Source organism: Vibrio sp. Y176, from assembly GCF_033438945.1.
Genome location: NZ_JAWOQS010000001.1, coordinates 331141 through 343325 on the forward strand (window position 1 = coordinate 331141; position 12185 = coordinate 343325).

Consider the following 12185-nt stretch of genomic DNA (forward strand, 5'->3'; position numbering starts at 1 on the left):
TGTTGTGTACATCGCTGCATTTCAAGTTCAAACATCGTGTTGTGTTACTTAGATTTCTGCCCCTTCACTGACACACCCAACGTGATTTCAATCACAAAAAGATATTTACTTAGCGTGCTAACTATTTTACATTACTTAGCACGATAAGTAATTGAGTAGATCTTATGATTCAAGACATCAACAGTTTGCGAGACCTTTCTCTGGCTGAAAAATTATCTCGTGTTGCTCGTTTGTGGAAAATGGTTGCAGATCGCGAGTTAGAGCCTTTAAACCTAACGTATCCGCGTTGGACTGCGTTATGGAAGCTTTATCGAATGGGTGACAACATCAGTCAGAAGCATTTGGCTGAAGCGCTTGAGATCGAGTTAGCGTCGTTGATGCGAACATTAAAATTATTAGAAGAGCAATCTCTGATCGTTCGCCATTGCTGTGAACACGATAAGCGAGCACGTATTGTTAGCCTCACAGAAGAGGGGAAAACCCTACTAAAGCAAATGGAGGCTCGAATTCTTCAAGTTCGAAGCAAGCTCCTAACGGACATCAACGACCAGGAACTTCAGCAGCTTTCATTGATTCTTGATCAGATTGCTCACAATGCGCTTGATTCACTTAGCGAATAAGTCAGAAAACCGAATAAAAAGAGAAGTAAACGCCTATGACTCCAGATCAAAAATTCGCACGTTGGATCAAATATTCTTGCGTCGCGTTTGTCCTTGTCTTTGCCTATTTTCTAGTTGCAGATCTCGCCATGCCGTTGACGCCTCAGGCAATGGCAACGCGTGTGGTAACTAAAGTGGCCCCCCGTGTGAGTGGGCAGATTACGCATCTTTATGTTGCCAACAACCAAGAAATAAGCCAAGGCGATCTACTATTTCAGATTGATCCCCAGCCTTATCAGCTCGCCGTAGAAAAGGCTCAACTTAACCTTGAGCGTGTGATTCAAAACAACGAACAACTTGATGCTTCTATTGCTGCGGCAAAAGCAGACGTTGAAGCGAGCAAAATCGTGGCGGAACAAAAAGTTCGCGAAGCAAAACGTCTTAATACTCTGTTTCACCGTAATGGTACTTCGCAACAGCAGCGCGATGACGCACAGAGCAGTGCAACGGCAGCTAAAGCGAACTTACTGGCCGCACGTGCTCGTTTAAAAGAGTTGGAAGTAAACCGCGGTGATTTAGGCGCAACGAATGTGAATATCCGCGTGGCGCAAAACCAGCTAAAACAAGCGGAACTTAATCTGTCTTACACTCAAGTCTCGGCGGAACATGATGGCGTTGTCGCTAACTTGCAGCTGGAGACGGGGGCCTATGCGGCAGCTGGTACACCTCTTGTCGCTTTAGTCTCCGATGACGTGGATATCATTGCCGACTTTCGTGAAAAGAGTTTACGACACTTTAATCAGAACAGCCGTGCGTTAGTGGCTTTTGATAGCTTACCTGGTGATGTATTTGAAGCTCGTATTACGAGTGTGGATGCCGGGGTCAGCTCGGGTCAATTCGATGCGGATGGTCGCTTAGCAACACCAACTGACTCAAACCGTTGGGTGAGAGACGCGCAGCGCTTACGTTTACATTTAGCTATCGATGAACCTCAGCAGCGCGCATTTCCAGCAGGGGCACGAGCAACCGTGCAGTTGTTGCCAGAAAACTCATTATCTGGTTGGTTAGCGAGGTGCCAGATCCAATTCTTGAGTCTTCTTCATTATATTTATTAACGAGGAGGCGATATGAAGTTATGGGACCACCCCATGTCGGAAAACGACTTCCGTCAGTGTTTGCGCATTGCAACTGGTGCGACCATTGGTTTCACTTTATGTAAAGTATTTGGTTGGAACTATGGCGTATTCTTTACTGTAACCCCGATGCTGTTACTTGGAATGGTGCCAGTCATGAGTCTACATGCCGCACGACAACTGATTTTTTCAGCGGTTGTGTGTGGATTAGAAGTTGGTGTGCTTGGTGGGTTATTTGGTGGGCACCCAGGCATGATGACAATCATTGCATTCGGGTTGTTCCTGTATAAATTCGCCTGTATGTCAAAAGGGAGCTTATTCTTATTTGGAGCGAACAGCGTACTGAGCTTAAGCATCATGCTGCACTTTGCGAGTTATCCAACCACTGACTTAAATGACCTAATCTTTAGCAATCTGCAAGCGAATGTTATTTCAGTGATCGTTGCTTATGTGGTGACATTTTTGATTCCCGATGCGGAACCTCGTCAGCCACCAGCGAAACCGTCGCAGCCTAAACAGAGTCATCGCATGCGTCATGAAGCCCTTATGGGGGCGAGTATCGCTACAATGTCTTTCCTTGTATTCCAGCTATTTGACCTCAGTGACTCTATGTCTGCTCAGGCGACAACCTTACTTTTATTGTTTCCTATGCATTGGAACGGTGCTTTAGGGTATGCGCGAAAAAGAGCAATGGGGACCTTGATGGGGGTGACCTTTGGTATTGTAGGACAACTTGTATTATACGATTGGTCGGATACCTTATTGTTTATCGTTCCATTGCTTTGGATTGGGGCTATGATGTTCAGTTATATGCACGTGAAAGAGTCTAGCGGTTCGGGAGCCGGATTTGGCGGCTTAACCACGTTAGGTATTCTTTTCGGCCAATACCTTACTCCGGATGGTGACTTAATGTTCAGTGCGCTGTATCGCGTGAGCAGTATTTTGTTTGCTATTGTTGCGACGCTGCTTGTGACCTATACGGTTCACAGAATACTCAACAGCTTTGAGGCGACGCGCTTTAGCGAGCAGTAAGTTCAGACGTTACTGGTTAGAAAGGATTGCTCCAGTAACTCTGTTTTTAGTTCGTGAGTCATCTCAATGGAACTAGCAAACTTAATTCCAACTACCCATCCCTTCACCAATTTCTTAATGTTGGCAATGACACATCGATTTTCTTCTCCGATATAGTGGCTTAACGGGCATTCGATGGTAACACTCTCACCCACGTTGAATTCGGGCTCAATCAAGGTTGATATACCAACACCTGCTAGAGAGAAATCGATAAGGCTACCGTCGTAGACATTCCCTGCATGAATAACGTTACAGTCCATTTGCAACTTGTAACGCTCATGTTCCCGAACTGGTTTGGTTGCAAATGTTCCTGGAATGCGGATAAACAAAAGGGGGGATGGTCGAACGGTCGTCGTCAGCACGCTGGACTTAAACGCAATGACATGGCCTAACTCCGTATCTGATACACCACGCACGATGACATCGGCGTTGGGGAGTTTTCTCATCACTTGCTCTTCAAGCAAACGCATTGGTATATCAAGAATCAAATAAGCATTTTCTTTCATCCCCAGATAGGTGGTGGAATACGTATATTGATCCTTAGGCCCAAATTCGAAATTAGTAGAAAGCTTCATTCCCGGTTTGAGAAACCTATGCAGTTCATCTTTAGTATGAGTGGCTGGCATCACATTGGCGTTTTAATTTTTTAGTTAAGCTGAGGCTATCAAAACGCCATTTTGTTATTCAAGATAGTAAGGCATAAGTTTTTGTAAAATCATCGCTATCTGTGAAGTGGTGGGCGATAAGTTTGGCTCATTCCACCTTTCATAAAGATTTGGCTTGCCACAATACTGCCGCATGTGACCAACATCAGCGCTAACCAAGTGAGAGAATCTGGTTGTTCACCAAAAATTGGAACGGCAAGAAGTGTCGCGACGACTGGAGTTAATGAACCAAAAGCAGCGCTGGCTTCGGCACCGATGATCCTAATTGCATAAATGAAAGTGAAAGAAGCGATTAAACCTGCGCCAACACCTTGTAGCATCGCGTGGCCAAATAACTCCTCCCATGGCCACTGGCTGAACGGTGTTACCACCAAATAACTGTCTACCCACCCGAAACCAACGGCGATGATGAGTAGAGCCAAAGACGCGATTGCAACGAATCCTGCACAGACGTGTGCATTAAGATTAGCGACACGAGCGCTGATGGTGAAAGCAGCCCACATGATGCTGCCAGTTAGAAACAGGATATGCCCTTGCAACTGAGACCAGTTGTACTCTGCGCCGCTATTAGAAAGAAGGAATACGAAAATCCCTAACAACACCGTAGAAAGCCCGATTAAGCGGTGAGCACTCAGCGACTGTTGATAACAAAGTACCGCGATAGCAGAAACAAACAATGGCAAAGTGCCAGGTACTAATGCACTGCCGTGCGCCACGGGAGCGAAATGCATAGCCGTTCCGACGACCAGAAGATAGGGAAGGCCGCTTCCAACCACAACACCAACCAGGTAGCGTTTAGGCACTACGCGCAGCGACTGTTTATGCTTAATCACAAATGGTAATAAAATTATACTTGGGATTAGAAAGCGAACTAACGCGATATCGGCTGGCTGCAAGGCAGAAATTGCGCCCCCTTTTAAAGAAATAAAGAAACCAGACCAAAGCAGTAAGGTCGTTAATATAGCTGCGTATCCCAAGATCATTATCGACATGTCCATTTGTAAATGATGTGTTAATTGTTGAATAAAACTCTTGCAAAAGGGAGGCAAAGTTTGACGTAATTAGGCTTGATGTTGGTGATAAATTGCGTATAAGTGTTAATTGTTGGTGATTAAAGGCATGGAAGAATAAATGGATAAAATTGACAGGCAACTTATCAACCTAATGCAGAAGGATGCCACTCTGACAACGGCAGAACTTGCTGACCAAGTAGGGCTATCGGCATCACCTTGTGCAAGACGCATTAAGCGTTTGGAGCAGGAAGGTGTAATAAGTGGTTATCGAGCTATTGTGTCCAGAGACACTGTAGGCATCGCGATGACTGTATTTGTTGAAGTGAGTTTAAATAACCACCAAGCTTCTTCGATTGATGAGTTTGAACATGCCGTTGTTGAGATGGATGAAGTGATCTCATGCCATGTCGTATCAGGGGCCTATGATTACCTGTTAGAGGTGGTCAGTAAAGATCTCGCTGGTTATGAAACATTTACTAGAAAGTTACAGCGATTAGAAAATGTGAAAGATATTCATACCCACCTGGCGATTAGACAAGTGAAAGGAAATGGCAGTTTGCCGATTTATGCATAAGAAAGATGAAATTTTTCGATAGACTTAAGATTGCCCACTATCATCGAAAGCGATATAGACAGTTTGGTAAAGACAGAGCCCGAACTCTGGGATGGGCAGATAAGTATAGTCAGATCAGCCGTTTTGAGGCGTTGTGCCGAGGGTTAACGTTAGACGGTTCAAGTATTTTAGATATTGGGTGCGGCTACGGAGACTTGTTAGCGTTTATCGAACTTACGGGGGGGCTTCCTCAAAGCTATATTGGCATTGATCAGCAAAAACAGTTTATCTCTGAAGCCAGAAAACGAGATTTTCGTACGCAAAGTAAGTTTATATGTGGCGACTTTTCAACGTTGGTATTGCCTCGTTGCGACTTTGTTTTTGCTTCCGGATCATTGAACTATCAATCCACCAACCCAAATCATACCATTGAAATGATTGATAAAATGTACCGAGCGACAGAGAAAGGTTGTGTGTTTAACTTGTTGGATGAATCCAAACTACCCAGCATGAAAATGTTAGCGTCGCACAATAAAGAAGGTGTCTTTCGCTATTGTCGGTTGCTGTGTCCGAATACACGATTGATTGAGGGATACTCCGAGCACGACTTTGCGATTGCCATGATCAAAAAAGCGGAGTCCGTTTCCTGACTCCGCTTAATAAATTCTTAAGCCTTATTGGTTTTTGTATTGTGAGATTTCACAGTTACCTGTGTATCTATCAACCTTGAATGAGAACGCGGCTGAATGGTATTCCCTCCCATCACTCCATATTGTTTCTCCGAAGATTTTACAAAGATCCAAATCACTGATTGAACCGAACTCTTTTACGTGCCTAACTACTGACAAAAACTTGGCTTTGGTAGCATTAGGACATTCCCTGTTACTTAATCGATTGATAACCATGTTTGTAGCATCATCTCCAGCCAAATGTGACTTTTTATTAAATTTTATTAATGGCTAAACTAACCAAAAAATGTCCATAAGTAAAGCATTAATGTGACGTATGTCTCTATAAATTGATTGTCTTGGTCATGGTTTAGTCAAGTTTGTCAAAGGGAACAATCCCATTATTTACATTTGATATCGTTCACGACTAAGGAAAGATAAAAAGCACGAATAACGTCCAATATTGGAGTGAAAAACCAACATCGTCTATTCAAAACTGGCTCTGTTTTTACTTCGAAACATCTTGAGCGTATTGAAGCGCTCGGGCTTCTTTATCATAGACTTGTGACAGAGTTTGATATTGTGAAGAGAGGCGCTTGTAATCTTCAGCAAGTTCCAAAGCGTTGGTGTTATACCATTCCGCAGTTATTTGATTGGCTGTTTTGTTTGACTCGCGGCACTTCTGGGCCAGTATCTCCCACCCATTTGCTGACCATTGGGATTGTGTGCTCAATTTAAGCAGCTGATTCGCTTTAGTTGTGAGCTCTTCTTTGTATTGAATCGATGCTTTTAATTGCGCTTTGAACACATTTTGGTTCGACTTGGCACGCCAAAGTAGCACGAGCTCATGCAGTGAAAAGGTTTCGGACAATAACTGACGCTGTTTATGTTCGGTCAAAAGTGTATTGAATACCTCAACATGCTGATTGTAATTGGACTCTAAACGATTGAATTGGGTAAGATTGTCATTCCACGACGATGGGTTACATTGAATATTGGCGTGCCCCGTTATCGGGAACAGAAGAAATAGTAGTATCCAATTGAGTCTGTTGATCATTATTGCTCGCGTTAGTTGACTTGCTCTTTTGAGTATATACCCAAATTTCTACGACATGCGTGCTGCTGGTGGGATAAGAATAAAGAATGAAAAGGAAAAGGGCATGAAGAAAATTCTCGTCGCATTGATTGTCATGCTGTTGCTCGGCGGAGCGGGGGCTGGATACTATTTCTTCTTTATGCAGAAAGATGAACCTGAAGCACCAAAGGCTACACAAGTCGAGCAATCGTCACTGCAAAAAGAAACATCCAAACCGATTCTGGATTTAGAAGCCGTTCCCCCGGAAGTTACCGAGTACTACGTTATTGAGCGTCGTGTCAATGTTTACAACAAGCCTAACCCTAATGCTTTAGTTGTCGATACGCTCTATAAGGGAGAAAAAGTATCGGTGTTAGAAAAAGTAGATGGGTGGTACCGAATCTCCGGCTATCTTGTCTATGAAGAGGGTGGAGAAGAAAAAGCCGAATGGTTGAATGCTGAAGGGTTATCGGATGCAGAGCCAGTTATTAAAGAGCAAGAGCGCTTAGAGATATTGGATGAATACCTACAGAAGTCGGATGATTTAAAAGTTCACTTGGATATTTTCCGTAAGAAAACACAGCAATTGTTAGACGATGAAACCTGTGATCCGAGTGATTTTGAGGAGCTCGGAGGCTGGGTTCGTTCTGTGACGTTCAAAAAGCGCAACGTTTACTTCATCTATTGTGGCGGTTTGGAGCAAGAGAACAAGATCTACTTAGATGTTGATAAGGGCGATATTTTTTATCGATAACTCACCACCAATTACACTAGTTTTCTAAAGACGTTTTGATAAATGCAATAACGATGCAAACCTGAAATCAGAGATTTATAACTTTTTAGTTGTGAACCATAATCAATAGGAATACTATCAACGAGTCAAGTGACCTAACTTGGCTCTTTGTGTTTTTAGTGAGTTCCTATGCCTTGGATTTACCTTAGAAAGTTGATTTTGCTGCTATTTGCAATGGTATTGCTACCAGTGCATGTATCTGCTGCGCAAATCGACCACAAGGCTCACGTACCGCACTTTTCTAAGCTACAACCTTTTGTAGCCGTAAGTGTATCGCCAAACTCTTCCGTCGATTTTTCTGAAGTTTCAGAAGAAAGCTCTCAATCTCCAGTATCTGAAGGCCATGCAAGTCTCGATTCCGTTGCTTTGTTTAACTCTCAGCGCTGGACGTCTTACTTACGGGAAGGGCTTGATGACGAGCACGTAGATTTTGTCGGCGATCTCACGACTCCGTTTTACGCTGATGCGGGTTACGCATACAGCTTGATGGACATTAACTGGCGTCACAACCAGTCCACATTTTATCATTTCACAAGCGATCATCGCATTTCTGGTTGGAAAGATACCAATGCCATGTACGTCGCACTCAATAGTCAGTTTTCTGCCTAAACACCATCTATTTGCACCATTGTGCACTCTTAACACGACGATTGTATTCGACAGGACGTGAGCGTTCTGAGCATTTCATACCCTGAATTTATTCTGGGAGCATCTGTCGTGTGTTAAGCCTTGTTATTAAAAGCTTCACTTCATTGTGAAGGGATGATGTTTACATGAAAAAAACACCAAAGCAGCAAAAGAACAGAAAGCTGATGAATCACTACTCAGCTTGGAAATATGTCGTATTAATCACGACAGTCATTATTTTAACCCTAAGTGCTATACCAACTTGGTTTGGCGAACAGCCTTCTATCCAGTTGACGTTTGCGGATCAAAACAACAGTGAAATGTCGGTTGTTCATCTGAATCAACTGCTAAAAACCAACCATATTTCAGCCGACAAAATCATCGAAAAAGACGGCAAAACAACCATTGTATTCGATGGTGAAGATGCGCAAAGTAAAGCTCGTGCGTTGTTAAACAAAGAGCTAAATAAAGACGACAGCATCACTTTCTCATACGTATCGGTTGCGCCAGAATGGTTGAGTGAGATGGGCTTTAGCCCAATTAAGCTCGGTCTTGACCTTCGTGGTGGCGTTCAGTTTCTGTTGAATGTTGATGTGAATAAAGCGTTTGAAGAACAACGTGATGCGTTGATTGATGAAATTAAAGCGAACCTACGTGATCAACGTGTTCGTGGTGTGCAAGTTCGAGCAGAAAGTGGCAACCGAATTACGGTAAACAGTGACAGCGAGCAAGCATTGTCGGAAGTGAACAAGTTCTTGCGTCAAAACTACCCGGGCTGGATTTCAAAAAGTTCATCTCGTGGCTTTGTGCTTGAACCGAGTGAACAAAATATCCAAGAATTTCAATCGTCGACTCTTCAACAAAACCTGAAGATCATGCGTGGTCGTATTGAAGAACTTGGTATCACAGAGGCACTAGTGCAACGCCAAGGTAAAGAGAGCATTCGAATTGAGCTCCCTGGTGTACAAGATCCTGCTCAAGCGAAAAACGTTATTGGTGCAACAGCAAGCTTGGCGTTTTATGAAGTGAAAGATGCGAGCCAAGCACACAGCAGCCAAGATCTTGTTCTTCAAGATAATGATGGTCGTACTGTGATTTTGTCAAAACGACCAGTTCTAACGGGCGAGCACATCGTGAACGCTCGTGCTGGTGTCGACAAAATGGGCATGTCAGAAGTCAATATTTCTCTTGACCACGCTGGTGGTAAGAAAATGAGTGACTTCTCAGCAACTCACATCGGCAAGCCAATGGCGACCGTTTACCGTGAATACAAAACAAACGATCGCGGTGTAACTGAGCGTAGTGAGCGCGTTATCAGCGTCGCGACTATTCAATCTCAGCTTGGTAGCCAGTTCCGTATTACTGGGGCAGGTAGCATGGACGATGCGCAGCAGTTGGCGCTATTGCTTCGCGCGGGGTCACTGACCGCGCCGGTTACTATTGTGGAAGAGCGAACAATCGGTGCTTCTCTGGGTGCAGAAAACATTGAAAACGGTTTTGCAGCACTGGCTTTAGGTATGGGACTAACACTGACCTTTATGGCACTTTGGTACCGCCGCTTAGGTTGGGTAGCGAACGTGGCGCTTTGCGCCAACATGCTTTGTTTGCTTGGCTTAATCGCCTTGTTACCAGGAGCGGTTCTAACGCTTCCGGGTATTGCCGGTTTAGTGTTAACCGTCGGTATGGCAGTAGACACCAACGTTATTATCTTTGAACGTATTAAGGACAAAATGCGTGAAGGCCGCAGCTTCGCTCAAGCGATTGATCTTGGCTTTGACAGCGCATTCTCGACCATCCTTGATGCCAACATTACTACCATGATCACCGCCGTGATTTTGTACGCCATCGGTAATGGCCCAATCCAAGGCTTTGCCTTAACACTCGGATTAGGTTTGTTAACCAGTATGTTTACAGGCGTATTTGCCTCTCGAGCAATGATCAATTTAATTTGGGGCCGCGATGCCCGTCGTGATGTGAGGGTTTAATCATGGTCGAAATGCTAAAACAAAATATTCGTAAAATTCGCTACTTTACTACGCTAGTTTCCATCATTTTAACGGTGATCGCGATCGTCGCTCTAGGCTTTAAAGGGTTGAACCTAGGTTTGGACTTCACTGGCGGTATGGTGACAGAAGTAAAGGTAGATAAGCAGCTAACTAACCATGATCTGCTTGACGTTCTGCAACCAAAGCTTGGTGAATCTGCGTCAGTGACACGCTCTGGTGAAGATGGCCGTTGGGTGATTCGTTACTCTGCGCCGGAAGATGGACAAACGTTGCCAAGTGTAGAAGAGGTGTTGAAGCCAATCTCTCACCAAGTTGATGTTGTCAGCAACAGTATAGTTGGCGCTCAAGTTGGCCAGGACTTGTTTGAACAAGGTGGCTTAGCATTGTTGATTTGTGTGTTGAGTATTCTCGGTTACTTGTGTTTCCGTTTTGAGTGGCGTTTAGCGAGTGGTTCACTATTTGCTTTGGCCCATGATGTGATCTTAGTGCTTGGTTTCTTTGCAATTACTCAAATGGAGTTCAACTTAACCGTTTTTGCAGCGGTGTTAGCAATTTTAGGTTACTCATTGAATGACTCGATCATCATTGCAGACCGAATCCGTGAGCTGTTGATTGCGAAGCAGAGTTGGAAAACAGAAGACATCAATGACCAAGCTGTTATCGCGACGTTTTCACGCACCATGGTGACATCTGGTACAACACTGATCACCGTTGGAGCATTGTGGATTATGGGAGGAGCGCCTTTGGCTGGTTTCTCAACCGCCATGTTTATTGGCGTTCTGTCGGGTACATGGTCTTCGATTTCGATTGGTACTGTGCTGCCGGAGTGGTTGAAACTGGAGCCGAAACATTATCTTCCAGTTGAGATTGACGCAGCGCCGTAGCATTATTTTTAAGGTAGAAGTGCTTGCGCCACTCATCTTGAGTGGCGCTTTTTTGTGCTTATTTCACGCGCATCAAGCGATGTTTCACAAGTCCCAAATCGAACTCTAAGACTTGTGAGCGCTTCATTGCTTCGACTTTATTCAACATCGACTCTTGGTAGCCTTTCTTCTTCATCCACTGAAGAGGTACAGAGAAAGCATCTTCATTAACGACATAAGACTCGCCTTTATGCTCACCGCTATAGACGTTCACAACCCAAACTCGGGCTTGAAAGTCCAATACTTCACCCATGACTTTAGCGATTTTATTCAGAATATTTTTCATTGTTTCCAGTTTGCCTTAGCTTAGTAGCAACCAGACACCAACTCCCATCATTAAAGTGCCTGCGATACGGTTCATTAGGCGTACATTCTTAGACTGACCTAATACGTGTTTCAACCCTTTACCACCAGTAGCGTACAGAGACATGCAAATGAACTCAAACAGTAAAATAATGGAGACAAGTATGATCAGTTGCGGTGCAAGTGCTGCGTTTTGGTCTATAAAAGGCGGTAAAAGAGAAATCATAAATGCCCAGCCTTTTGGGTTTGCGATTGCGGTAACGAAGCCTTGCATGATAAGTGCGATATTGTCACTCTTTGGTGTTTCTAAGTTGTCGACATTAATCGCAAGTTTCCCTCGCGACCGCCACATTTCAACTCCAAGATAGAGTAAATAACCGCCACCAATGAACTTTAACGCGATAAACATCCAAGGATAATTGAGCATAATCGCAGCGATACCTAACACCGCAGAGACTGACACCAGCGCGACACCGAGAAGTTCCCCTATCATCATCCATAACGTGCGACGATAACCGATACTCATACCTAACGTTAGGGCGAGAGTCATGCACATACCAGGTGTGATTGAGACAAAAAAGAAAGTAGGGATGAACATACTGAGCAATGCAAGATTCATATCTGTTGATGATTTAGTGATTAAAGAGAAGCCACAAAGATAGTGCAAAGTGGAAAAGGATGCTACTACAAAGCGAACGATTACTTTCACTAGTAGCTAGTTGATGTTCTTCGAATATATAAATTTAAAATGAAATT

General features: G+C 44.0%; 14 protein-coding genes. 9 read left to right on the forward strand and 5 right to left on the reverse strand.

Annotation, left to right across the window (positions count from 1 at the left end; genetic code table 11):
• Nucleotides 1-164 precede the first annotated feature (164 nt).
• From slyA to R7O13_RS01585, 3 genes are read left to right on the forward strand one after another with little or no spacing between them, the layout of a single operon-like run.
• A complete protein-coding gene (gene slyA / locus R7O13_RS01575) occupies nucleotides 165-620 on the forward strand; it encodes a transcriptional regulator SlyA (RefSeq protein WP_017635177.1) in 456 nt (151 codons plus the stop codon).
• 35 nt (nucleotides 621-655) lie between these two features.
• Nucleotides 656-1714, forward strand: coding sequence for an HlyD family secretion protein (locus R7O13_RS01580; protein WP_017635178.1), 1059 nt, complete (start codon nucleotides 656-658; stop codon nucleotides 1712-1714).
• Between the two features lie 12 nt (nucleotides 1715-1726).
• Entirely contained in the window at nucleotides 1727-2764 is a 1038-nt protein-coding gene (locus R7O13_RS01585) for a DUF2955 domain-containing protein (RefSeq protein ID WP_017635179.1), read from the forward strand.
• Nucleotides 2765-2766: 2 nt separating this feature from the next.
• On the opposite strand, the gene R7O13_RS01590 is transcribed toward R7O13_RS01585, so the two are convergent.
• Nucleotides 2767-3429 (reverse strand): flagellar brake protein, encoded by a 663-nt coding sequence (locus R7O13_RS01590; protein WP_005373585.1) that lies wholly within the window; start codon nucleotides 3427-3429, stop codon nucleotides 2767-2769.
• Between the two features lie 95 nt (nucleotides 3430-3524).
• A complete protein-coding gene (locus R7O13_RS01595; RefSeq protein ID WP_017635181.1) occupies nucleotides 3525-4451 on the reverse strand; it encodes a DMT family transporter in 927 nt (308 codons plus the stop codon).
• 148 nt (nucleotides 4452-4599) lie between these two features.
• Between R7O13_RS01595 and R7O13_RS01600 the strand changes: the two genes are divergently transcribed.
• Together R7O13_RS01600 and R7O13_RS01605 are read left to right on the forward strand one after the other, a co-directional pair.
• Entirely contained in the window at nucleotides 4600-5055 is a 456-nt protein-coding gene (locus R7O13_RS01600; protein ID WP_005373581.1) for an Lrp/AsnC family transcriptional regulator, read from the forward strand.
• Between the two features lie 5 nt (nucleotides 5056-5060).
• A complete protein-coding gene (locus R7O13_RS01605; RefSeq protein ID WP_318302800.1) occupies nucleotides 5061-5684 on the forward strand; it encodes a class I SAM-dependent methyltransferase in 624 nt (207 codons plus the stop codon).
• Nucleotides 5685-6210: 526 nt separating this feature from the next.
• Here R7O13_RS01605 and R7O13_RS01615 read toward each other — a convergent pair.
• Complete coding sequence (locus R7O13_RS01615) at nucleotides 6211-6759, reverse strand: hypothetical protein (protein ID WP_017635183.1); 549 nt, start codon at nucleotides 6757-6759, stop codon at nucleotides 6211-6213.
• 103 nt (nucleotides 6760-6862) lie between these two features.
• On the opposite strand from R7O13_RS01615, the gene R7O13_RS01620 reads away from it, so the two are divergent.
• The 4 genes from R7O13_RS01620 to secF all read left to right on the forward strand — a co-directional run bounded on the left by R7O13_RS01620 (nucleotide 6863) and on the right by secF (nucleotide 11087).
• Nucleotides 6863-7531 carry an SH3 domain-containing protein gene (locus tag R7O13_RS01620; protein ID WP_005385650.1) on the forward strand — a complete coding sequence of 223 codons (669 nt, stop codon included), beginning with the start codon at nucleotides 6863-6865 and terminating at the stop codon, nucleotides 7529-7531.
• Nucleotides 7532-7699: 168 nt separating this feature from the next.
• The gene (locus tag R7O13_RS01625; RefSeq protein WP_047101211.1) at nucleotides 7700-8179 is read left to right on the forward strand and encodes a hypothetical protein; all 480 of its coding nucleotides are present in this window, start codon (nucleotides 7700-7702) and stop codon (nucleotides 8177-8179) included.
• A gap of 164 nt (nucleotides 8180-8343) precedes the next feature.
• On the forward strand, nucleotides 8344-10182 hold the full coding sequence (gene secD / locus R7O13_RS01630; protein ID WP_213903243.1) for a protein translocase subunit SecD: 1839 nt from the start codon (nucleotides 8344-8346) through the stop codon (nucleotides 10180-10182).
• 2 nt (nucleotides 10183-10184) lie between these two features.
• Nucleotides 10185-11087, forward strand: a complete 903-nt coding sequence (gene secF, locus R7O13_RS01635) for a protein translocase subunit SecF (protein ID WP_005373567.1) — start codon at nucleotides 10185-10187, stop codon at nucleotides 11085-11087.
• A gap of 58 nt (nucleotides 11088-11145) precedes the next feature.
• Here secF and R7O13_RS01640 read toward each other — a convergent pair whose 3' ends face one another.
• The gene (locus tag R7O13_RS01640; protein WP_017635186.1) at nucleotides 11146-11412 is read right to left on the reverse strand and encodes a hypothetical protein; all 267 of its coding nucleotides are present in this window, start codon (nucleotides 11410-11412) and stop codon (nucleotides 11146-11148) included.
• A gap of 15 nt (nucleotides 11413-11427) precedes the next feature.
• Nucleotides 11428-12048, reverse strand: coding sequence for a LysE family translocator (locus R7O13_RS01645; protein ID WP_021035942.1), 621 nt, complete (start codon nucleotides 12046-12048; stop codon nucleotides 11428-11430).
• Nucleotides 12049-12185: the final 137 nt, after the last annotated feature.

What these genes read in the sequence shown, in the direction of transcription:
- R7O13_RS01600 (WP_005373581.1), top strand. Translation starts at nt 4,600, where the DNA reads ATGGATAAAATTGACAGGCAACTTATCAACCTAATGCAGAAGGATGCC.
- R7O13_RS01625 (WP_047101211.1), top strand. Translation starts at nt 7,700, where the DNA reads ATGCCTTGGATTTACCTTAGAAAGTTGATTTTGCTGCTATTTGCAATG.
- R7O13_RS01585 (WP_017635179.1), top strand. Translation starts at nt 1,727, where the DNA reads ATGAAGTTATGGGACCACCCCATGTCGGAAAACGACTTCCGTCAGTGT.
- R7O13_RS01605 (WP_318302800.1), top strand. Translation starts at nt 5,061, where the DNA reads ATGAAATTTTTCGATAGACTTAAGATTGCCCACTATCATCGAAAGCGA.
- R7O13_RS01640 (WP_017635186.1), bottom strand. Translation starts at nt 11,412, where the DNA reads ATGAAAAATATTCTGAATAAAATCGCTAAAGTCATGGGTGAAGTATTG.
- slyA (WP_017635177.1), top strand. Translation starts at nt 165, where the DNA reads ATGATTCAAGACATCAACAGTTTGCGAGACCTTTCTCTGGCTGAAAAA.
- secD (WP_213903243.1), top strand. Translation starts at nt 8,344, where the DNA reads ATGAAAAAAACACCAAAGCAGCAAAAGAACAGAAAGCTGATGAATCAC.
- R7O13_RS01645 (WP_021035942.1), bottom strand. Translation starts at nt 12,048, where the DNA reads ATGAATCTTGCATTGCTCAGTATGTTCATCCCTACTTTCTTTTTTGTC.
- R7O13_RS01580 (WP_017635178.1), top strand. Translation starts at nt 656, where the DNA reads ATGACTCCAGATCAAAAATTCGCACGTTGGATCAAATATTCTTGCGTC.
- R7O13_RS01615 (WP_017635183.1), bottom strand. Translation starts at nt 6,759, where the DNA reads ATGATCAACAGACTCAATTGGATACTACTATTTCTTCTGTTCCCGATA.
- secF (WP_005373567.1), top strand. Translation starts at nt 10,185, where the DNA reads ATGGTCGAAATGCTAAAACAAAATATTCGTAAAATTCGCTACTTTACT.
- R7O13_RS01590 (WP_005373585.1), bottom strand. Translation starts at nt 3,429, where the DNA reads ATGCCAGCCACTCATACTAAAGATGAACTGCATAGGTTTCTCAAACCG.
- R7O13_RS01620 (WP_005385650.1), top strand. Translation starts at nt 6,863, where the DNA reads ATGAAGAAAATTCTCGTCGCATTGATTGTCATGCTGTTGCTCGGCGGA.
- R7O13_RS01595 (WP_017635181.1), bottom strand. Translation starts at nt 4,451, where the DNA reads ATGATCTTGGGATACGCAGCTATATTAACGACCTTACTGCTTTGGTCT.